The following is a 19,352-nucleotide window of genomic DNA, read 5'->3' as shown; positions in this document are numbered from 1 at the left end:
GCGTTTGGCTCTGTGAATCTGGCCTACTAGGTCAGATAAGAAGATGGTTCCGCGGAGAGGGGTGAGCTTAGCCGGAGCCAATCAATCGGCAAGCTGGATCGTGATCTAGTCCTCCCGCTTCTAAGAACGATTAAGAGGAGGAAGACCTTAAATGGACCCAAAGTTTTCGAAATCCGACGCTACGTGGGGATATATCCTTTCCGCCCAAGGTAGGCCGTCCGCCAAACGACAGCGACAAGAAATTTCGCTGCATGGGGTAATTGAACAGGTTAGGTGTGACCAGTTTGAAGGGCAAACTACGCGTCCTCGAAAGCATCTCATCCAACGAGAGCAACTGCTGCTGTCGGTAAATCAAGGGGATAAGGTCGTTGTGACGGTACCAGAATGCTTGGGATTGTCAGAACGTGACGTGAACTGGTTCTTGACAGAACTCGCCATTCGCGGCGTGCTTCTGTTGGTCCATTCCGGAACGATTGTTGTTGATCCGGGTGGATCGACAAGGGACTTAGCTGCTGCAGCTGGCCGATTTCACAGCAAACTGCGGGCATGACACTGGAACGCGGAGAAACCGCTCAACAGCAATTTCCGCCAGCTTGAGATCCCTCCAGTCGGCGGAGGGTCCAGAATAAGCGCTAAATATTCAGTGCAATAAAAGATACTTATGGACATCACTGATCAAACGCTGCTGCTTGCATTTGGCCTCGGCTTGCTCGGTTTTGTCGAACCCTGCACAATCGGTGCCCATATGCTGTTTCTGGGAAGTCAGAGGACCCGACCGATGGGTCAGCGGCTCAGCGCAGCGTTAATCTTTCTTTTGGCAAGGCTCGCCGTCATGGGCGGGTTTGGCGGTATGATCGTTGTGCTTGGTCAGCGCCTTATCGGGTTGCAGACAGGCGCATGGCTCATTTTCGGTGCGATCTATCTTGGCCTTGGGGTAACGATCCTTGCGGGTTGGGACAAACCAATGCGTCACCGCATCGGGGTCGCGCCGGATCGCTGGAAAATGGCCTCAAGCCCGATGCTTCAAGGGCTGGCGTTCGGACTGAACATACCAGCTTGTGCTGCGCCGATCCTTTTTGGACTTATGGGCACGGCAACAGCGATTGGATCAGCCAGTATGGGTTTTTTTGATGATGGCAGTCTTCGCTCTTGCGCTGTCGCTCCCGTTGATCCCGCTCTCCGTTATCCCTGGTCTTGCACGCCCCCTCGACCGGGTTGCCGTATGGCTGCGGCCTCGACGCTGGTTGCTGGGCGTGATCTTTGTTGGCCTCGGTATCTGGTCGATATGGTTTGGATTGTTTGTTGAGCCTGTGGATTGGAGTGGGACATGACCCCCCGCCGCCGCTTCTGGCATGTGGCAGGCGCAGGCACTGCATTCCAGGCTGGTTCGGCTGCGGTGGACAGTGGAACAGTCATGTCTGCGCTGGTCTTTCAGTTGACAGGCAGCACTATCGCCGCAGGCGCAGTTTCCACAATTCTGCGGCTCGGTTGGCTTCTGCCCCAACTTTTCGTCGGCTATCTCGCCGGTCGCGGTGCGTCCTCAATGCCATTCTACATCGTGGGCGCGTTCGGAAGGACCGCTGCTATTGCTCTGCTCGCAATCGTTCTGTGGACCGGCGCGGTCGCTGGTTGGAGTGATGCCGCGCTTGGTGCTGCGACCCTTGGGCTTTGGGTTCTCTACGCTTTCCTTAGCGGGATCGTGGGCGTTCCTTACAATGACATTGTTGCGCGGTCCGTTTCGTCGGAACGCCGGAGCCGGATGCTCTCGGTCCGTTTTTTCGGCGGCGGCCTCGTAGCACTTCTTATAGCTGTGGTGGCGGACAGGCTTCTGCGAACGCTTGATTTTCCGATTTCCTATGCTGCGGTGCTTGGGATTGCAGCGCTCCTGATGTTGCTCTCGTCCCTCATTTTCACTGCAATGGGAGAGCCTGAGCAGAAAGCACCTTCAAAAGCGGCCACAAGCTTCATGGCCTATTTGCGCGAAGGTGTAATGACGTTCCGGGACGATCCGGTGTTCCGCCGTTTCGTCTTTGCGCAATGGTGCGGAGGCGCTGTTCTCATAGCCGCTCTGTGGCTGATTTAGCGTTTTAGGCAGAAATTTTTGGGGTAAACGGGACCCCTTACGCCTTCATCGCTGCGATCATTGCTGGAATGCCCATGATGTTCATGACGCGGGTCATATTGTAGGCGTGGACATGCAGCGCCATCTCGGTGGCGACGTTTTTTTAGCCGCCGCATTTTGAAGTGGGTGGCCCCCATCCATAATTTGATCGTGCCGTAGGGATGCTCAACGGTCATACTGCGAACAGCCAGTTGGGTTGGGTCTCCATCCAGCCGTTCCTGGACCCGCTCAAGCACACCCTCTTTCTCCCATCGACGCACGCGCCGCTCTTTTGAGGTCGTGCATTTGTCTTTGATGACACAGTCGGCGCAGGCTCTCGACCAATACGATCTAATGGCTTTGCCGTCTTGCTGGCCGGTAAATCTGTACGTTAGGTTCTCACCCGCCGGGCAGATATACACATCCTTTTCGCTGTCATAGGCGAAGTCAGCCTTGTCAAACTGACCGCGTGCAGCGGCGTTTGATGTCATGGGTTTGGGAACGACAACTGAGATACCCGCGTCTTCGCTCGCAACGATTTCCTCGCTTTTATAGTAACCCTTGTCTGCGATTGCTGTGAGCTGACCTGTCGTCATGACATCTTTTGCTGCCGCAGCCATCATCGACAAGGCATCCCGGTCAAACCCAAGCATTGTTACCTCGTGCGCGACGATCAGATGATGATCTGCTTCAACGACCGTTTGGACATTGTAGCCAACAATACGCGGCATGCGTGCTGTGGTCGCCATCGAGCGCGCATCAGGATCACTCAACGAGACCTGCGTCTCGCCCGTCTGATCCATGCGCTGCTCGATTGATCTTTAGCGCACCGCCTCCTTTTGCAGGTGGTCCAGCTTTCTCAAAGTGCGTTCCATGCGGGCCTCTGGCAGCACCGTGCCGGTTTGCTCCAACACTTCATCCGCACGATCCAACTCACCCAAATAGCGCTCAATTGCCTTGTCAATCTTGCCCAGCTTCTGGCGCAGCTTACCACGTGTGTAGTTCTTGGCTTTGGCATTCACAGCCTTGAATCGGCTGCCATCAATCGCAACCACATCCCCATCGAGCAAGTTCATGTTGCGGCATAGCGCGACAAACTGCTGGCACACCTTCCGGATCGCGGAACCGTTATCTTTCCGAAAGTCGGCAATCGTCTTGAAGTCCGGCTTTAACCGACCCGTCAGCCAGATGAGGTCCAGGTTGCGGCCACACTCGCGCTCCAACCGTCGCGACGACTGCGCTTGATTAAGGTATCCGTAGAGATAAATCCGCAGCATCAACCCCGGGTGATAACCCGGCCGACCCGTGGCAGCAGCCTGCGTGTTGAAGCCAAGCGTCGCCAAATCAAGCAGGTCTGCAAAGGCATCAATCGCACGAACAGGGCTGTTCTCATCAACATAATCGTCCAGACATTAGGGCAGCAACATCGTCTGCTGACGGTTTTGACCCTCGATAAACTGCGTCATCATCAACCTCCGTACCGAATAGGGAAATTATACCATCAGTCCGCTCAAAATGGGGGAGTTTTCACACAGCCTCTCCGCTTAGCGGACCAACACAATATGCGGACACCCCCAAATAGAAGGCGGGCTCGAAAGCCCGCCTTCTGCGTTACTTGATGTGAAATCTTATTCCCAGCCGACCGAGTTGAAGATCTTCTGCGCGGTGCCGATGTTCTCGGCCACGTCCGACAGGTTCACTTCATCGGCTTTGAACTCACCCAACTGCTTGACGCTGTCGGCCAGTTCCACGCCTTCCACGGTGGGGAATTCATCGTTGCCCGCCGAGAAATAGACCTGCGCCTGATCAGAGGCGAGATACTCAAGGAATTTCACCGCGTTCTCACGGTTCGGGGCGTTCTTGGCCACGCCGCCGCCCGAGAGGTTCATATGCGTGCCGTTGCCTTCTTGGTCCGGCCAGATCAGGCCGATCTTGCCGATATCGGCGCTCACGCCGTCGACGTCGGTGCGGATCGCGCGGGCGAAGTAGTAGCTGTTGGACACAGCGATGTCGCACTCACCCGAAACGATGCCGCGCAGCTGGTCGGTGTCGCCGCCTTGGGGTGCGCGCGCCATGTTGTCGACCACGCCCTGTGCCCAGTCGGTCGCGGCTTCTTCGCCCTCATGGGTCACGATGGAGGCCAGCAGCGTCTGGTTGTAGGTGTTGGTCGAGGACCGGATGCAGACCTGACCTTTGTAGGCCGGATCGGCGAGGTCCATGTAGGTCGCTGGCGGATTGTCCATCGTCTCTTTGTTGTAGAAGATGATCCGCGCGCGTTGGGACAGACCGAACCACTGGTTGTCGTCGTCCTGCAGGTTGCCGGGGATGCGCTCTTCGAGCGTGTCGCTCTCGACCGCTTGCAGCAGGTCCATGTCTTTGGCGCGCTTGAGGCGGCTGGTGTCCGCGGTAAGCAGGACGTCGGCGGGGGAGTTCGCGCCTTCGGCTTCCATACGGGCCAGCAGTTCGTCGGCTTTGCCTTCGATGCGGTTGATGGTGATGCCGGTTGCTTCGGTAAAGTCGGAGTAGAGCCGCTCATCGGTGTCATAGTGACGCGAAGAGTAGAGGTTCAACTCGCCATCGGCCAGCGCGGGTAGTGCCAGCGCCATCAGCGCGGCGGCGGCAGTCGATGTTTTGCATAAGGTCATATCAGGGTCCTGTTCCATTTGGGATAACTTGACTGAAATAGTAAGAAACAGATTTCAAACGTCACTGCAACCAATTCCGATAAAATCGGTCAGAAGGCCCGGCACCATTTCCCGACGCAGACCATCAGCCATTGAGCGCACCGAGAGGCCGGGCGATGAGGGCGGAACAAACATCTCGACTTGTCTGGCTGCGCAATAGGACACTCCGTGGCTGCCTCAAACGTAAGACTTCAAAAATTGCGTCGGAGGGCCGAGCGCTAAAGCGAAAGAAGTCACTGGGGGGGGTTGTCATTTCGAGGCCAGCGAAGCTGCGCATTGCTGTGACGTCATAGAGCGTGTCCTCGGCCATCGGATCGTTCAGGGCATACCGATTCTGGAGGAAGTAGATGCGCAGCATCATTTCCAACGGATTCGGTGAACGCCCGCCTTTCGATCCGGTCTTCGGATAGTGCGGTGTGATTAACCCCATCAGCCGCCCCCGGGGTACTACTGCGTCCATCTCGGACAGGGACACCTCCCGCCCGCGTTTGCTTCTTCTTCATCGCATCGCGAAGGCCGTGAAATGCAGGTTGCTTCAGCATCAGCAAGGTTCCTTGCAGGGGATGCCAAAGTTAACAAGTTCACGTTGGAAAAGGGAGGTTTTTCAGATTTCCCTCAAGATAGTTTGACTTTCGAGTAAGACTTCGAAGGTTCTACATTTTGATGCCTCTTCGGGTCTAAATTACCTGCGCTCTCCAGCATAGAAATTGCCAGAGAGGCTCAAGAAAATCGCCATATCTTGGGTCCTGCCCTTACTTTGCCTCGTCTGCGGAGTCCGCATTGATTTGGCCAAATCCGGCGGCGCCAATCGTTTCGTAGAGGTGGAGCTGGGTTTCGAGGAAGTCGATATGTCCTTCCTCATCAGAAATAAGGTCTTCGAATAGATTCTTGCTGACGTAATCGCCAACCTTCTCGCAATGCTCCCGGGCCTCAATATAAAGAGTCCGCGCATCGTGCTCCCCTGAAAGATCGGCCTCCAAGGTCTCTTTCAAGTTCTGACCAATGCGCAGCGGATCAAGCTTTTGCAGGTTTGGGTGTCCTTCCAGAAAAATGATCCGTTCGATCAGCCTGTCGGCGTGGTTCATTTCTTCAATGCTTTCCTCCCGGGACTTAGCTGCGATTTTGCCGAACCCCCAATCCTCCTGGAGCCTGTAGTGCAGCCAATACTGACTGACGGCGGTGAGTTCACTCCGCAGCGCGTTGTTGAGGTACTCTATGACTTTGGTGTCGCCCTTCATCCGCTTTCCCCTGAGTTGTAGCGCGCTGTAGGCCGCGCAGTTGCATGGGTACTTCCATAGTATCGCAACTTGCCAACGTGGCAATGAAAAGTGGCAGACAGCCGCCACAATCGGGTCGCTTCCCCAAAGCGCGGTAGACTTTGCCCGGCGTAATGAGTGTCTGAGCATCTGCGGCGCGCATCCAGTCGACAGCCGCATGGATTTCATGGTCGGTGATGCCCGTACAATGGCAAATAATCATTGGAAACCGCCATAATACGTCGCGTTAGCGGCCATATGTGCCCGGTTTGTCTCTGTTCGGTTATTCGGCCTAGGTTCAAGTTTATCTACCTGCCACCCGGCGACGCTCAGATCATTCCTTTCGCGGACGAACTTAACAGCAGATGCGGGAAGGTTGGTTTGCGCGGTGGTGGCGGGAACCGCCATGCGTGTGGGTTTCAACGGGTAGAACCTCTTTCAGTGCCTATAGCTAGTTTGTTGAACCTTGGACGTTCCTGGGAGGCCTGCGTTGCGCGCCAGGCGAAGGAAGGCTTGCCCCAGTGGCAGCGCCACCTGAACGGCGACCCATGCCGCAGCACCTGTCATCAGAGTGCTCGCAAAAAGGAGCGCGTCCTCGCGGTCCTGACTGGCGGCCGCCGCAATCATATTGGCGAAGGCGCTCTCGTCGCCCCCAAAGCACTCGCAGCCAAGGCTATGACGCATGACTGGCCTACGTGCCCCGCTAAGGAGCATCTGCATCAGAGCATCCCAGTCTTCGGCGGCTTTCTTTCCTTCACGCTCGCCCAATACAAAGGTGAAATCCCGTCCGATCATTTCTCGGTCAGCCCTGCCTTTGCACCAAGCGCGCAGATAGACGATCGCCGCCAATTCGATGGAAGGCAGTTCCTGCAAAAGGCCGATTGGAGCCGCGCCGCGCTGCGTCCCAGAGGTTGGAGCGATCTCCGGTAATTCAGAGCGCAACTTCATTTGGTCGACTTGAACTTGCTCACGCGGGTAATGCGCAGAGTGTAGACCTGACCCTCGTCCACGATCCCACCTTCCTTCAGAGCACTGACATTGTAGGCCGGTAATTGCGAGGTGTCAGCGAGGACTATTTTGTATAAGGTTTTTGGTGCAGTCATGGTGTGCCCTTGATACGATCCAGAAGATATTCCAGCGGGAGGTCGCTCGGGAAAATTCCATCCATGGCAAGTTTGACGAGTTCGCAACGATAAAGACGAGGCTCGCGGTCTTGCTTGCCAACTCTCTTAGCATGGCGAAAAGACCCGAGAATGCCGTTCGGAATACTGAATAAAAACATCAATGTGCCTCTCAGGATTTTTAGAATCAGACCTGTCTGACAGGTGCCTAGAGCACCTCTAGAGAAGCTGACTGAAAGCATCAGGTAAGTCAATTGGGGATGGCTGACTGAATTACTAAGGTATAACAGTTGCAATCGTGACAGGCTTCGAAGTATCTGCGGATGTTGTGTCCGTCCTTGACGCGGAAGCTGACGCGACAATTACACTGCTATCTGAGCTGAAAGGTGAAGCTACCGAGAACGCAAGCGCTTTGGACAATGCTCTGAGCAAGCAGGAAGAAGGCATTGCTGACCTACGCACAGAGATTGAGGCAAACGCAGAGTTGATGTCCGCACTGGAGGCCGAAGGTTATTCGGTTGACCAAGTGGTCGCCGTCAACTCCGCCAATTCTGGCGAAATTACCTTGGTGGTAGACGACAGCCAATGATGCTGGCTTATCACTTGTGGCATCAGAGGGTGTCTGCGCCACGCTGTATCATGCAGCGTGGCGTGTTCAATCTTGAGCCACAGCAGCCCGGTCACCGATCAAATACGGTGCAAGCCTGCTTTTCTTCGGCCCTGACAGCCGAATACTTGCGGGCGTCCGCAGAAGCTCCTTGAACATTTCGGGGTCCTCTACTGCATCCAACAGCAACTGCCTTGCGCTATCATTTGTCAAATTACGCAGTGCCTTCCGAGCGCGTTCTGTGAAGATGTTGGCGGTTTGGATGCTACCACCCATCGACCCGCCCCCCATGCTGCCGCCATGCCGTGCTGCGGCAATCCTGACGACCATTTCGACCATCTTGTTCGCGGGGCTGTCCATGACATTGCCCACGTCTGCGGCAGGCTTCGCGTCCACCTTGGCCAATTGAACGGCGATCCGACGCAGGCGCGCGACTTCTCCGCTATTGAACACCTGAGCCATGGCAGAGTGCATTTGCTTATCCTGCATCAGGCTCTTCAGGTTTTAAAGAAAAAGCTTCAACGCGAAGGCGTTTTCCGCCAAATGAAGCTCAAGCAGCACTTCGAAAAGCCTTCTGAGAAGAAAGTTCGCCAACAGGCCGAAGCGATCCGCCGGGCTCGCAAAGCGGCGCGCAAGCGTTTGGAGCGTGAAGGCGTGATGTAGGTCTACGGAAACACATCACTCAGAAAATTGCCCTTCGGCGTGAGTTCCCATCTAAAACAAATGGCTTTTCCCGACTGGGCTCAGTAGTTGACCTGCTCGTAGCCATATTTGCCCTCGTAATCCCGCCACTCGACGAATACCGAACGGTGGCGGATGCTCGGACAATTGTCGCCCCACCTCTCCAGCCCCACATGATCTTTCGGCAAGGTTCCGATCGATGAACGCTGCCAAGAGAAGTCTCCTTGAACGCCATAAGTTCCAAGTACAACGACCGCGCTCCGCTCGCAGCCCCCCTCGCTGCCTGCCTCATATTGTCGAGCGTTCCGCACATCAAAGATCCGTATCGAGCGCACGAAGTTAAACTCCGGACCGCTGATGTCGATGTCGGCGCGATTTTGACCAAGCATAATAGAAAATTCATTGCTCCTATCACCCGTTTCAACCCTTTCCGCCGGGAACACGCCTGTCGGTGGTAGGTCGACTTCCTGAGATGGGGCAACGGTGATCGTCTGGAGCAGCTGATGACGCGGTCTATCGAACAGAATGTCGAAGATACGGCCGCCATTTTCACCAGTGCCATTGAGTTCATGGGATGCTCTCATCGGACAACGCCATATCTGCAACGGAGGTTCTACTGGCCAGGGTGTTATTCTTCGAATGAATTCCGCGCGGGCGCGTGAGCATGGCACTGATGCGGGCCAACCCCCTGAAAGACAGAGGAGAATTGCGCAATCGATCGGATAGGTTTGCGCCCTAACCCGCTCGGCCGTTCCGAAGAAAGACGTGGAGCCAAGAGCGACAAGGACGACGAAACGAGTAAGAGTTTTGGGCATGAATACTCTCCTACAGTTTTGGCAGGTTGACGGTCTCTCTAGATATTTTATATTATTACGCCAATAGTATATTTTTGAAAGCCCTGCTCCGATGACTATTAAGGCCTGCTAATTTGGGTATGCTCGCCGCCACTCGAAAGCGCTTCGAGGTACTCGATCACTTTCACCGGTGTCGACGATTTTGCCTCTGCCAGCACTTCGGGATGAAGCGGCGGCTCGATAGAACCGGCAGGTACCTGCTCGTCCAGCCAGAGCACCGACAACTCAGAGGAATTCCACAGGTATACCCATCCAACCGTGCGCTCCCGATCATTTCCAGACAATCGGGCTATGGGCTCTGCTTCTTCTTTCAACAGTCTCACCGCTTTCTTCATTCCAGTTTCCAACCACCAAGCAGGATTTCGATCACGTCAGACATTCTCTGGCCCATTAGATGGCGATCGAATCACACTGCCTGTAGTTGCACTGTCGTGAGCCGCGAATTCACGATACCAAGCGAACGCCAGCGAAATAGAACGAAACGAACACCGGTACGCCCTTGATAAAGAATGGAAAATATTTTGTTCCTCCGCTGGATGACGGAAGTGACTTCAAGGAGTTGTTCAGACGGTTGAGCGCAGCGGGAGCGGGTCGGCCTATTGACAAAGATGGGATACCCTTGGGGCCGTGGACAGCCGAGCTTCTTGCCACCGCAATCACTCAGATCGAAGCCAACCGGTCCGGGATCGAACTGCGAACGGTGCAGCTTTGGTACCAAGACAACGAGAAAGGAATCAGCACCGAGAACATTCGATGGCTAGCAAGGGTGTTTGGGTGTGATGATCCGAAGGCGACCAGCGAATGGCAGACGGAACTAAGTGCGGCCCGGGCACGATTGGTAGCCAGGAGGCGAGCGCTGCGTGCGGGGTCAGACGGCCACGATGCGCATAGTCCTCCAGATACGGTTCAGAACGCGGCAATCGATGTTGATACCGTGGTTCCGTCACCGCTGGCGCACAAAGGTGAGGTTATCTCGCCGAGTCGGGGATTTAGCTTGGCGAGAACAACGGAGGCCGTGTTCAACCGGGGATCCCCTTTGGATTTGTCGGCGTCGGTGTTCGCAGGGGCAGTGGCCCTTGGATTTTCCTCTTACTTTTTGGGCATTCACAGCATTGTTTTTCCGCAGGCGAATGGCGTGATTAAGCAGGTTGGGTACTTATGGGCACCGAACTGGACACTCCTCTTCATGGTGCTCATGCCGCTATACTTTGTATTCGTGCGCGACTTAGTGGTCTTTTGGAGGGGTACAAGGCGGTCACTGTTAAGTCCTGAAGGTGAAGGAATCGCGAATGACGACATGTGGGTGCGAAAAGTCGCGACCTTTTCGGTGACGTATTGGGCGGCCTTTCTTGTTTGTTTACCTATAGCTACGGTTCTTCAGTGGATCGATAGGTGTTTAGGCCCATTACTGACCCGCGATACCGGCAACTACCCGGTGGAATGGGCTCGGATGGCGATTGAGCGCCCGCACGTCATTTCAATACCGGAGGCGGTCGCGTTCACCGGGTTCGCCTATCTCTACATGGGTGTGGTATTTTTTCTCTTCTTTGCAGGACTCATTTTGCTCTTCACAATAGCGCACGATTCTTGGGAACTTGGACGAAAGTCTGAATCGTGGGTAGATCGAGAATATCAATGTCAGCCTAATCAAGTCGGTCTCAAAATCATGCGTGGGATTTTTCGGTGCTGTATTTTGGGACTCTTGATTGCCATATGCATGAAGCTCCAAAGCACTTTTATGCTATCAAGTGAATCGACCATAACGGGTTGGTTGGCTAGCGATTTTCTGTCAGTCTTGGGAAATCATGAGAAGGCAAGCGACTGGCTCGAATACAGCATGCCAACAAACTATAGCAGCCTGCTGATCGTATTGGCGACCTGCACTGTGTTTCTCTATGGGCTTATTCGAGTCCACGCCGCGTTGCGTCAGCAAGGGGAAATTGGACATGGTCGAAATCAGAGAGAATTTAGAATCATGTTGGCGCGCGTCGCCCTACTGGTCATCGTCTACGTGCTGATCGGTGCGATTGCCGGTTTCTCGATCTTGCTGTGCATCGGGCTGCTGTCAGCAATCTACGGTCTGGTTTATCCAAGCATTGATACATGGCGGGCGACTGACCAAGGAGAAAAACAAAGTGTATCATAGCTGGCTGGACCGTTGGGATGAGCGACGAGCAGAGCGCGGGGACGAAGTAAAGAAGCCGACAGACTTCGCTCTGGAAACTGAACTTGCCTTTCCTGGCTCCGGGCGTCCGGCAGGTATCGAGGCCTTTTGTAAACTTGCAGAACAGGCGGTCGAGGACCCAACCTATTTCGATGATCCGGGTAACAACGACTTGGTCGTCGAACGCGAAGGAGAGTGGGTCAAATTTCCTTCAGGAATTTCTACTGACGTCGCAGAGAACAATCTCGTCTGGGCGAAAGTAACAGAAAGCAGATTATTCGATAAAGCTTTGGTTGTGTTTCACCATTGGAATGCAAGCGCGCGGTATCAACAGATCGCCAACTTTTTCTCTCGGCGCGGGATTACAGTTGTCGAGATGGCACTGCCGTATCACTTCGAGCGCAGTCGATCCGGCGCTGAATATGCCGATTACATGCTCAGCCCTAATCTCGGAAGGACGGTTCAATCCTTCAGACAAGCAGTGCGGGACGGTCGAATGCTCATTAGATGGCTGAAAGGGCAAGGTTATAAAGAGATTTCTGTACTCGGAATGAGTCTGGGTTCCTGGGTTGCCGGGTTGATTGCTGCCCATGACAAAACTGTTTCAAAAGCTGCGCTATTCCTCACAGCCGGAAGCCTTGCTGACATGGTGTGGACCGGGCGCGCAACGCGAACGATTTGCGAGAGCCTCCAACCCGCGATAGAATTGGGCGATCTCAGAAGGGCTTGGGGACCACTAAACTTGGTGAACCATGCGCATCATCTTGCGCGGGACAATCTCGAACTAAAAGTAGTATTGGCCAAACGAGACAAGGTGGTGCTGCCGGAGCTTTCTGAAAGGCTGATACAAGGGCTGAAGGACGCTGGGGCCGAGCCCAGCATATTGAAACTGAATTGTGGCCACTATTCGCTGTCCATGCCGCCCTACATTGTGTCGGCCGGCCAAAGCGTGGCTCGCTTATTGAAACCCGGCCCCTAAGCCGCTGACGACGGGACTCGAACGGGTTCTCGGCTGAATTTCGCTCGTAGTCCAGTTATCGAATTCGGAACCCGCGCGACTCGGACCAAAAGTTTCGCCCCGAAGTTATCGGTGAAGCGAGCCCAAGAAGCGCCCATATTCCTCGCTGACTTCGCGCGCTTCCTCGAAGGCGCGAGCACGCTCCTCGTCGAGGCAGCGAAAATAAACCTGTACGTCACGGAAGTAGAGTTCGAAGTCATGACGGAGGATGTCCATAAATTCCGTGGCAACCTTTGGATCTCTTGGAACAAATGGCCGAGGCGGGGGGATGCATGGACCGGCGAGCGCCGGACAACCGACGAGCGACAGCAGAACGAATGTGCGCATCAAAGGTACGATGCGCAACCGAAGGTAGCAAAAGCCGCTTAAATCCTTGAACGAGTGCATGTTACGTGCCTAAAGGTATCGGATCAACGTATACCGCGAAAATTATAATACACTATTGCGGTCATCAGTATACTATCGTAACCCTAGGCATCAAGTAGGAGTGCCCGGGTGTTGCGTCTTTGGAGAAAGCGTGAGCCGGGCCATGAACTGGGACATCGAAGCACCAAATGTGGTTACGGAAGCCAGGTTCCGCGAACTCGTGGAAAGCGGCTATAGCGCAGAAATCCTGTGCCAGGAGTCGGCACATAAGAAAGGCCCCAGCTATTACGGGGTCTGGATCATGCGCGTTGTCTCTGATGACGGGGTGGAAAAGCTCCTCGTCACCGCCCGCACGCGGACGACCTACAACGATATCAAGATCCGCGAGTTCAAGACGATCTCCGGCGTGGTGTCCTTCTTCATTGGCCTTGGCTTTGCGCATGTCGACCTGCCGCTTGAGGCGGGTACAAGCCGCACGCATAAGCTCGCCCCGCCAGACAAAGCCCCATCAGACTTGGGCACTGGCAACTAACCTCGTCTGTCTCTGGCTGGTCGCAGCACCTGCCTCAGCGCAAATGGTCCTGATCATGGAGAGCGACGGCTCTCTGACCCCGTCGCGGTCTCAGAGCGGTTTTGCCCGGAACTACAATGACGGCGTTGGTCAGGGATCGGCGTCCGATGGTTTGGCCATTCTTGGTGAGACTGAAACAGCTTCCGAACCTGACGCGCTGAGGCTTGCGGCACTCGCCCAGCCAGCACCCCTGCCCCGCGCAGACGTTCTCTTGGGCATCGAGGCAACAGCCCTGCGCTATGTCGGCCATCCCGGCCTGCGCCGCGCGGGACTGTCCGTCACGGATTGGCTGGCTCTCTACCGGGCCAATATCGAGGTGGAAAGCGCCTACAGGCAGAATGCCGTCTCGAGCGCGGGCGCCGTTGGTCTGGGCCAATTGATGCCTGCTACTGCCCGAGATCTCGGTGTGGATCCTCATGACGCGCTGCAGAACCTCGACGGCTCCGCCCGCTACCTGACAATGATGCTGGAAAGCTTCGGCGATCCGCATTTGGCGCTGGCAGCCTACAACGCCGGGCCGGACGCCGTACGCCAGTACGGTGGCATTCCCCCTTACAGAGAAACCCAGAACCACGTGGCCCGCGTCATGGCTGTCGTGGCCCGATTGGAAGGATCAAATTCATGATGTCCCAACCTTTTTGGAAATCATTCCTCAAAACACTTATCGGCAATGTCACGAGAGCGCGCAGCGCGGCAGTGCATTGGCGATACCGCTTTTTCCAAACAAGTTGGATTTCAAACCTCTTTGTCGCCTCACTGGCGCTATTCCTGCTCATTGCCGAGCCCGCCCTTGCCCAAAGCATCGATCTCTCCCCGATCCAAAGCTTGTTGCAGGGCATTGTCGATGCGCTGACCGGCCCGCTCGGCGTCGTGATCGCCACACTCGCGGTCCTTGGCGTTTTCTTGAGCTGGTTCTTCAACATCATCGATCTGCGCCAGGCGCTCTGGGTCCTCGTCGGGATCGCCGGTGTTGCGGCTGCCCCCACCATCGTTGCCGCGGTCTTCGCCGGTGGCTGAGCGCGCGCCTCTCTTCCTCGGCCTCGTGCGCCCGCCCAAGCTTCTGGGCCTGCCCATCATGTATGCGATGGTCTGGCTCTTCGGCTCGGTGCTCTTGTTCGTCTGGGTCCAGCACATCGCGGTACTGGCTGTCGCGGCCCTTCTCTACCCGGTGCTTTGGAAGGCCGCAGATTGGGACCCGCGTTTCATCGACGTGATGATGACAGCCCTGCAGGAGACACCGCCCACGCGCAACAGGTCCATCCATGGCGGGGACAGCTATGCCCCGTGATGCTGCGCTCGATGCCCGCACAATGACGCCAGACTGGTATGCGCGCGAGACCCGGCTTGCGCATATGCTGCCCTATGTGAGCCTCGTCGACGACCAGACCGTGCGGACCCGGGTGAACGAACTCTTCCGGTGCATTCGCCTTGAGGGGATCAACAGCTACACGACGGACGATGCCTATCTCGACAAGGTGACGGCGCTTTTTGCTCGCATCGTCGCGCAACTCGGGCCAGAATTCAGCTACTACGTCCACATGGTCTCCAAGGCGATCAAACCGGATCTGGACCCGATCCGTGAGGACAGCTTCGCGGGCGAGGTGGACCGGCGCTGGCGCGCGAAACTCGAGACCAGCGGGCTCCGCGACAAAACACTGACGCTCACCGTCATTCACCGCCCGCCCCCGAAAAGCCTCTTGCCGTTCCTGAGCCGCAGCGCGCCGGACCGACTGAAGGAGGAGACCCGCAAACGCCTGCAGCGCCTCGGTGAGGCCGTGAACGTCTTCCTCTCGGGGCTTACCGAGCTCAAGCCGCGCATGCTGTCAGCCGGATCGGGTGAGTTGGTGGGATTTTTGGGCGCGCTCAACACGGGCACCGAGCTGCCGCTCTACCCTGCCAATACCTACGGCTTCCTGTCCTTCAACGTCGCCAATACCCGCGTGACGTTTCACGGCGACCATTTCGAGCTTTCCGAGGGCGTCGTGGGCCACCGCTACGGCAAGAGCTTCACCATCGGAGAATACTCGGAAGGCACCTCCTGCACCATGTTCGACATGCTGAACCTGCCGGTCGACATGATCGTGACGCACTCCTTCACGCCGATCAATTCGAACCTCATGGCGGGCCGCATCAAGCGGCAAAAGCGCCAGATGCAGGCCAGCCAGGACGCAGCCCTCTCGCTCCTGGAGGCCCTCGACATCGCCGCCGATGATCTCGAGGCCAAGCGCCAAAGCTTCGGCGAGCATCACATGGTCGTGACGCTATTTTGCGACACGCTCGAAGAACTGCAAACCCTCAGCGCCGAGATCGTGAACGCCGCCGCAACCGAAGGCGTGAAGATGATTGGCGAGCGGGTCGCGGCCAAGGCGCATTACCTCAGCCAGCACCCCGGCAACCAGCCAAAGCGCGTCCGCGCCAGCGCCGTCACCAACCGCAACTTCGCGGATTTTGCGGCCTTCCACCGGACACAGCTCGGCAAACCTGCAGCACTTACCCCCTGGGGCCGGGTCGTCACATATTTGCCCACGCCGGAGCAGAGCGCCTACCGGTTTTCCTATCACGAGCAGGGATCGCCCGATAAAGAACCGACCAGCGGCCATACCCTGATCATGGGGCGGCCCGGGTCCGGCAAATCGGTGCTGTCGGCCTTTCTGATGACCCAGGCCCGTCGCGCGGGCGCCCGGATCTTCGTCTTCGATTACCGTCTTGGCATGGAGATGGCGGTGCGCGCCAATGGCGGGCGCTACGCCTCCCTGAACGCCGGCCAGCCCACGGGTCTCAACCCGCTCTGGACAGAGACCGATGCGCGCGGCACCGCCTGGCTCTCGGATTGGCTCACAACCCTGCTCTACCGCGCCGACAAGCCCCTGACCCCGGCGCAGACCCACCGCATCCAGGAGGTCGTGCGCCAGAATGCCCAGGCCACCAATCCGGCCCTGCGGAACTGGCGGGATTTCGCGTCGCTTTTTGTGTCCACCGATGATGGCGGCGATCTGCACCAGCGCCTGCTCGAGTGGACCGAAGACGGCCGATATGGCTGGATATTCGGGCAGTCGCTGGAAGATACCTTCTCGCTCAAAGGCGATGTGGTGGGCTTCGATCTCACCGGCATTCTCGACAGCGAGGCCGACAAGGAGCGGATGGCGGTTCTCTCCTATCTTTTCCGCCGGGTCGAACGCGAGATCGAGGATCGCCGCCCCACCATCATCGTGATCGACGAGGCCTGGAAGGCCCTCGATAATGCGTATTTCGCCGAGCGTCTGTCCAACTGGCTGGTGACCGCACGCAAGCAGAACACCGTCGCGGTGATGATGACGCAATACGCGAGCCAGCTCGAGCGCACCCGGACCGGCAAGACCATCATCGAGGCGGTGCCGACGCAGATCCTGCTGCCCAATATCCGCGCCAATGCCTCGGACTACGCCATGCTGAACCTCACGGAGAAGGAACTCGACGTCCTTCTCAACACAGGCAGCAGCAGCCGCTTGGCGCTGATCCGCGACGATCAGGGCTCGATCGTGGTCGATGCCGATCTCAGTGCCCTTGGGCCCAACCTCACCATCCTCGGCGGCATGGAGAAAGGCGAGGCGCTCGTCGGTGCCGATTACCGCGACCGCCCAGACTTCTGGAGGCTTTCATGATTCGTACCCTGTTTCTTCTCACCGCGCTCGGCGGTTTGGCCTCCTGCGCCCAGTACCAGGAACCGCAGGCGAACTGCTTCACATTCCTCGCGTCCACGGCACCTGTCGCGCCTGATTGCACCTTTACGCCTCTAGATGCGCCGGAGGGTGACATTGAAGTCTAGCCTGCCTCACATCCTGGCACTTTGCCTGCTGCCCGGTCTCGCCTTGTCTCAAGGCGTGCCGACCAATGACAGTGGGCTGACCGCGCGTGACATCGTCGAGACTGGCGATCGCGAGGCTGACTTGGCCGTTCAGACGGACAAGCTTGCCGTGCGCGAACTCATTGCCGAGATCGAACGGGAGCAGCTGGAAACCCTGCAACGCATCCTCGATGCCCAGACCAGCTTCGGCGGTCAGGGCTTGCCAGCTATGGTCTCGGGGCTGGAAAGCGGCAGCGGGGATCCGGCCCGGTCAGTCGAGGCGGTCTATGGCACGGGCGAGATCGATCCCAATCCCGGCGGTGCGCAGATGTTCGGGGATACGTCTGAGACCATCGAGCAGCTCATCATCCGCGTGGCTCAGGAGACCAGCGGCTTTGCGGGAGTTGGCCGCGCAGGGCTCTCACCCGTCCAGTGGCGCGCGTTGCTGCAAGCGCTCATCTGGCAGGAAAGCCGGTTCACCATTGGGGCACGGTCTCCCGTCGGCGCCTATGGTCTCACCCAGATCATGCCGGGCACCGCCAGCGATCTCGGCATCAACCCGGAATACTATGACAGCCCCTATCTGCAGGTGCATGGCGGCGCGCGCTATCTCGCGACCCAGCTCAACACATTCGATGGCAACATCATCAACGCCCTCGCGGCCTATAACGCCGGACCCGGCCGGGTCTTCGAGTATGGCGGCGTGCCCCCCTTCCGCGAGACACAGCACTACGTGTCGGTCATCCCTGAACGCTACAATCTCTATCTAAGCCGTGTCGGCGGGATCGAAGCGCTTGGCACGATCGATCCGGCGCTTCTGGCCAATGCCAGCCTCTCAATCACGGGTCATGGGGCGGCCTTCTATGGCAACAACTCGCCCGCCGCGATCAGGCAAGCCGCCCTGCGTATTGCGGATATCGTCGAACGGATTTCCGAAACCGAGGACGTGCAGGAGAGCGTCGCACTCAACACCTATGCCCGCGCCGAACTGGTGCGTCTCGTGGCCGCCCGCATCCGGCTTCAGGCCGCCCGCACCCGCGTGCTCTCCGCCGAAGAGCTGGCCCAGGCCAGCGCCCGCATGGCCGAAGGCGCGTTCATGGATTTTACGATCAGGGAGATTGAATGATGAGACGGAAGTTTCTGAGAGCGGCCTTGGCCACAACGCTTGGAATTGGCCTGCATCTGGGAGCCCTCTCCCCTGCCGCAGCGCAGGGCGTGCCCGTCGTCGATACCCAGAACATCACGCAAAATATCCAGCAGCTCCGGCAGATGATCGAGGACGAGATTCTGCAAAACGAGCAGCTGACGCAGCTCCGCGAACAGCTCGGCCTTCTCACGGACCAACTCGCGGAGCTGCAAAGAACCTACGAGGCCCTCACCCGCCTCGCCGAGCTTCCAGAAATCATCCGGACGGAAATGGAAGACGAGTTGAACGGTCTGCTCGACCAAGAGTTCGGGGACATCCTCGCCACGATTGAGGCGATCAAGACTGGGGATTTCTCCGGCCTGTCCGGTTCTGGCGCAGGCGAGATCGAAACCCAGATGGACCGGGTGCTGGCCGATCTCGGATTTGACGATGACACCCTCTCGGAAATGGCCACGAGCGGCAATCCCGGGGCCAACCGCGTGGCGACGCAGGCCACCACCGGTGCCCTTGTATCGGCGGCGGCCCAGAACAGCTATGAGGATGCCGGCCAATCGCTCGAGCGGGTCGACCGCCTTGTCGGACTCATCGACGACATGGACGAACTAAAGGAAAGCATCGATCTCAACACGCGCGTGACCGCGGAGCTCGCCATTGCGCTGGTCGCCATGTGGCAACTCGAAGCCATCCAGACCGTGGGCGATGGCACCGGCGGCGTGATCGATGCCGCCACCATCGCCGAAGAACAGCGCTTCATGGATTTCACCTTGCCGGACCTCCGGGCAGACTAAGGCGTTTCGAAATTGATCCCCAAAAAACAAATATCGGTTTTCGCTGTTGATTGTCACTGAGAACTGACCCGGTAGCCCCATAAATTGTCACTGAGAATTGACCCATGTGAACACACTTCCCCGACGGTTTTGGTTGGGGGGATTTGGAGTGATCGACATGGGATTTTTGAG

Annotated in this window: 23 protein-coding genes and 2 pseudogenes; 14 read left to right on the top strand and 11 right to left on the bottom strand. The window is 57.1% G+C overall.

The genetic code is table 11. From position 1 onward, the window contains the following. The first annotated feature begins 661 nt into the window (after window positions 1-661). A complete protein-coding gene (locus FCK22_RS14415; protein WP_231886324.1) occupies window positions 662-1,306 on the top strand; it encodes a hypothetical protein in 645 nt (214 codons plus the stop codon). Window positions 1,307-1,327: 21 nt separating this feature from the next. Further along, a complete protein-coding gene (locus FCK22_RS14410; RefSeq protein WP_093743708.1) occupies window positions 1,328-2,083 on the top strand; it encodes a hypothetical protein in 756 nt (251 codons plus the stop codon). A 37-nt stretch (window positions 2,084-2,120) separates the two neighbouring features. Here the strand turns inward: FCK22_RS14410 and FCK22_RS14405 are convergent. From FCK22_RS14405 to FCK22_RS18965, 7 genes and pseudogenes are all read right to left on the bottom strand, one after another. Further along, window positions 2,121-3,510 (bottom strand): annotated as a pseudogene (locus FCK22_RS14405) (IS1182 family transposase). A gap of 219 nt (window positions 3,511-3,729) precedes the next feature. Then, window positions 3,730-4,746 (bottom strand): Fe(3+) ABC transporter substrate-binding protein, encoded by a 1,017-nt coding sequence (locus FCK22_RS14400; RefSeq protein WP_067261087.1) that lies wholly within the window; start codon window positions 4,744-4,746, stop codon window positions 3,730-3,732. A 289-nt stretch (window positions 4,747-5,035) separates the two neighbouring features. Beyond that, a pseudogene (locus tag FCK22_RS19335) lies at window positions 5,036-5,288 on the bottom strand (transposase); the annotation flags it as partial. 249 nt (window positions 5,289-5,537) lie between these two features. Beyond that, window positions 5,538-6,023, bottom strand: a complete 486-nt coding sequence (gene bfr / locus FCK22_RS14390) for a bacterioferritin (RefSeq protein WP_067261091.1) — start codon at window positions 6,021-6,023, stop codon at window positions 5,538-5,540. Further along, complete coding sequence (locus FCK22_RS14385) at window positions 5,971-6,264, bottom strand: (2Fe-2S)-binding protein (protein ID WP_082851923.1); 294 nt, start codon at window positions 6,262-6,264, stop codon at window positions 5,971-5,973. Before FCK22_RS14385 ends, bfr begins: the two co-directional genes overlap by 53 nt. Before the next feature lie 215 nt (window positions 6,265-6,479). Next, window positions 6,480-6,989, bottom strand: a complete 510-nt coding sequence (locus FCK22_RS14380) for a hypothetical protein (RefSeq protein WP_067261093.1) — start codon at window positions 6,987-6,989, stop codon at window positions 6,480-6,482. Continuing rightward, complete coding sequence (locus FCK22_RS18965; protein ID WP_156505593.1) at window positions 6,986-7,144, bottom strand: hypothetical protein; 159 nt, start codon at window positions 7,142-7,144, stop codon at window positions 6,986-6,988. The genes FCK22_RS14380 and FCK22_RS18965 overlap by 4 nt, the downstream gene beginning before the upstream one ends. Before the next feature lie 316 nt (window positions 7,145-7,460). Between FCK22_RS18965 and FCK22_RS14375 the strand changes: the two genes are divergently transcribed. Further along, window positions 7,461-7,751, top strand: a complete 291-nt coding sequence (locus tag FCK22_RS14375) for a hypothetical protein (protein WP_093743709.1) — start codon at window positions 7,461-7,463, stop codon at window positions 7,749-7,751. A 66-nt stretch (window positions 7,752-7,817) separates the two neighbouring features. Here FCK22_RS14375 and FCK22_RS14370 read toward each other — a convergent pair whose 3' ends face one another. Beyond that, entirely contained in the window at window positions 7,818-8,231 is a 414-nt protein-coding gene (locus FCK22_RS14370) for a hypothetical protein (RefSeq protein ID WP_136720525.1), read from the bottom strand. Window positions 8,232-8,237: 6 nt separating this feature from the next. Here FCK22_RS14370 and rpsU point away from each other — a divergent pair, with 6 nt between their 5' ends. Continuing rightward, entirely contained in the window at window positions 8,238-8,432 is a 195-nt protein-coding gene (rpsU, locus tag FCK22_RS14365; protein WP_067261102.1) for a 30S ribosomal protein S21, read from the top strand. An 80-nt stretch (window positions 8,433-8,512) separates the two neighbouring features. On the opposite strand, the gene FCK22_RS14360 is transcribed toward rpsU, so the two are convergent. Together FCK22_RS14360 and FCK22_RS14355 are read right to left on the bottom strand one after the other, a co-directional pair. Beyond that, a complete protein-coding gene (locus tag FCK22_RS14360) occupies window positions 8,513-9,034 on the bottom strand; it encodes a hypothetical protein (protein ID WP_067261103.1) in 522 nt (173 codons plus the stop codon). 329 nt (window positions 9,035-9,363) lie between these two features. Next, a complete protein-coding gene (locus FCK22_RS14355; RefSeq protein WP_136720524.1) occupies window positions 9,364-9,639 on the bottom strand; it encodes a hypothetical protein in 276 nt (91 codons plus the stop codon). A 164-nt stretch (window positions 9,640-9,803) separates the two neighbouring features. Here FCK22_RS14355 and FCK22_RS14350 point away from each other — a divergent pair, with 164 nt between their 5' ends. Continuing rightward, window positions 9,804-11,450 (top strand): hypothetical protein, encoded by a 1,647-nt coding sequence (locus FCK22_RS14350; protein WP_093743711.1) that lies wholly within the window; start codon window positions 9,804-9,806, stop codon window positions 11,448-11,450. After that, window positions 11,440-12,447, top strand: coding sequence for a dienelactone hydrolase-related enzyme (locus tag FCK22_RS14345; protein ID WP_067261105.1), 1,008 nt, complete (start codon window positions 11,440-11,442; stop codon window positions 12,445-12,447). Before FCK22_RS14350 ends, FCK22_RS14345 begins: the two co-directional genes overlap by 11 nt. A gap of 105 nt (window positions 12,448-12,552) precedes the next feature. Here FCK22_RS14345 and FCK22_RS14340 read toward each other — a convergent pair whose 3' ends face one another. After that, window positions 12,553-12,873: a hypothetical protein gene (locus FCK22_RS14340; RefSeq protein WP_231886268.1), complete on the bottom strand. Its 321-nt coding sequence runs from the start codon at window positions 12,871-12,873 to the stop codon at window positions 12,553-12,555. 142 nt (window positions 12,874-13,015) lie between these two features. Here FCK22_RS14340 and FCK22_RS14335 point away from each other — a divergent pair, with 142 nt between their 5' ends. The 8 genes from FCK22_RS14335 (at window position 13,016) to FCK22_RS14305 (ending at window position 19,181) form a co-directional block, all read left to right on the top strand. Beyond that, window positions 13,016-13,384 carry a hypothetical protein gene (locus FCK22_RS14335; protein WP_047997960.1) on the top strand — a complete coding sequence of 123 codons (369 nt, stop codon included), beginning with the start codon at window positions 13,016-13,018 and terminating at the stop codon, window positions 13,382-13,384. 43 nt (window positions 13,385-13,427) lie between these two features. Further along, window positions 13,428-14,048 carry a lytic transglycosylase domain-containing protein gene (locus tag FCK22_RS14330; RefSeq protein WP_067261108.1) on the top strand — a complete coding sequence of 207 codons (621 nt, stop codon included), beginning with the start codon at window positions 13,428-13,430 and terminating at the stop codon, window positions 14,046-14,048. 107 nt (window positions 14,049-14,155) lie between these two features. Then, window positions 14,156-14,440, top strand: coding sequence for a TrbC/VirB2 family protein (locus tag FCK22_RS14325; RefSeq protein WP_027246639.1), 285 nt, complete (start codon window positions 14,156-14,158; stop codon window positions 14,438-14,440). Next, window positions 14,433-14,711 carry a VirB3 family type IV secretion system protein gene (locus FCK22_RS14320; RefSeq protein WP_025042451.1) on the top strand — a complete coding sequence of 93 codons (279 nt, stop codon included), beginning with the start codon at window positions 14,433-14,435 and terminating at the stop codon, window positions 14,709-14,711. Before FCK22_RS14325 ends, FCK22_RS14320 begins: the two co-directional genes overlap by 8 nt. Further along, complete coding sequence (locus tag FCK22_RS14315) at window positions 14,701-17,064, top strand: type IV secretion system DNA-binding domain-containing protein (RefSeq protein WP_067261110.1); 2,364 nt, start codon at window positions 14,701-14,703, stop codon at window positions 17,062-17,064. Before FCK22_RS14320 ends, FCK22_RS14315 begins: the two co-directional genes overlap by 11 nt. Next, entirely contained in the window at window positions 17,061-17,228 is a 168-nt protein-coding gene (locus FCK22_RS19105) for a hypothetical protein (RefSeq protein ID WP_167356448.1), read from the top strand. Before FCK22_RS14315 ends, FCK22_RS19105 begins: the two co-directional genes overlap by 4 nt. A gap of 55 nt (window positions 17,229-17,283) precedes the next feature. Then, entirely contained in the window at window positions 17,284-18,372 is a 1,089-nt protein-coding gene (locus FCK22_RS14310) for a lytic transglycosylase domain-containing protein (protein WP_067261112.1), read from the top strand. Next, complete coding sequence (locus FCK22_RS14305) at window positions 18,372-19,181, top strand: type IV secretion system protein (protein ID WP_067261123.1); 810 nt, start codon at window positions 18,372-18,374, stop codon at window positions 19,179-19,181. The genes FCK22_RS14310 and FCK22_RS14305 overlap by 1 nt, the downstream gene beginning before the upstream one ends. Window positions 19,182-19,352 lie beyond the last annotated feature (171 nt).

Source organism: Sulfitobacter sp. 15WGC, from assembly GCF_005068605.1.
Classification (GTDB): Bacteria; Pseudomonadota; Alphaproteobacteria; order Rhodobacterales; family Rhodobacteraceae; genus Sulfitobacter; species Sulfitobacter faviae.
This window is presented reverse-complemented; position numbering and strand designations above follow the sequence as displayed.

Bases quoted from the DNA above. Each gene is read 5' to 3' on its own strand.
- FCK22_RS14415 (WP_231886324.1), top strand. From the start codon at position 662: ATGGACATCACTGATCAAACGCTGCTGCTTGCATTTGGCCTCGGCTTG.
- FCK22_RS14410 (WP_093743708.1), top strand. From the start codon at position 1,328: ATGACCCCCCGCCGCCGCTTCTGGCATGTGGCAGGCGCAGGCACTGCA.
- FCK22_RS14400 (WP_067261087.1), bottom strand. From the start codon at position 4,746: ATGACCTTATGCAAAACATCGACTGCCGCCGCCGCGCTGATGGCGCTG.
- bfr (WP_067261091.1), bottom strand. From the start codon at position 6,023: ATGAAGGGCGACACCAAAGTCATAGAGTACCTCAACAACGCGCTGCGG.
- FCK22_RS14385 (WP_082851923.1), bottom strand. From the start codon at position 6,264: ATGATTATTTGCCATTGTACGGGCATCACCGACCATGAAATCCATGCG.
- FCK22_RS14380 (WP_067261093.1), bottom strand. From the start codon at position 6,989: ATGAAGTTGCGCTCTGAATTACCGGAGATCGCTCCAACCTCTGGGACG.
- FCK22_RS18965 (WP_156505593.1), bottom strand. From the start codon at position 7,144: ATGACTGCACCAAAAACCTTATACAAAATAGTCCTCGCTGACACCTCG.
- FCK22_RS14370 (WP_136720525.1), bottom strand. From the start codon at position 8,231: ATGGCTCAGGTGTTCAATAGCGGAGAAGTCGCGCGCCTGCGTCGGATC.
- FCK22_RS14360 (WP_067261103.1), bottom strand. From the start codon at position 9,034: ATGAGAGCATCCCATGAACTCAATGGCACTGGTGAAAATGGCGGCCGT.
- FCK22_RS14355 (WP_136720524.1), bottom strand. From the start codon at position 9,639: ATGAAGAAAGCGGTGAGACTGTTGAAAGAAGAAGCAGAGCCCATAGCC.
- FCK22_RS14340 (WP_231886268.1), bottom strand. From the start codon at position 12,873: ATGCACTCGTTCAAGGATTTAAGCGGCTTTTGCTACCTTCGGTTGCGC.
- FCK22_RS14335 (WP_047997960.1), top strand. From the start codon at position 13,016: ATGAACTGGGACATCGAAGCACCAAATGTGGTTACGGAAGCCAGGTTC.
- FCK22_RS14330 (WP_067261108.1), top strand. From the start codon at position 13,428: ATGGTCCTGATCATGGAGAGCGACGGCTCTCTGACCCCGTCGCGGTCT.
- FCK22_RS14315 (WP_067261110.1), top strand. From the start codon at position 14,701: ATGCCCCGTGATGCTGCGCTCGATGCCCGCACAATGACGCCAGACTGG.
- FCK22_RS19105 (WP_167356448.1), top strand. From the start codon at position 17,061: ATGATTCGTACCCTGTTTCTTCTCACCGCGCTCGGCGGTTTGGCCTCC.
- FCK22_RS14305 (WP_067261123.1), top strand. From the start codon at position 18,372: ATGAGACGGAAGTTTCTGAGAGCGGCCTTGGCCACAACGCTTGGAATT.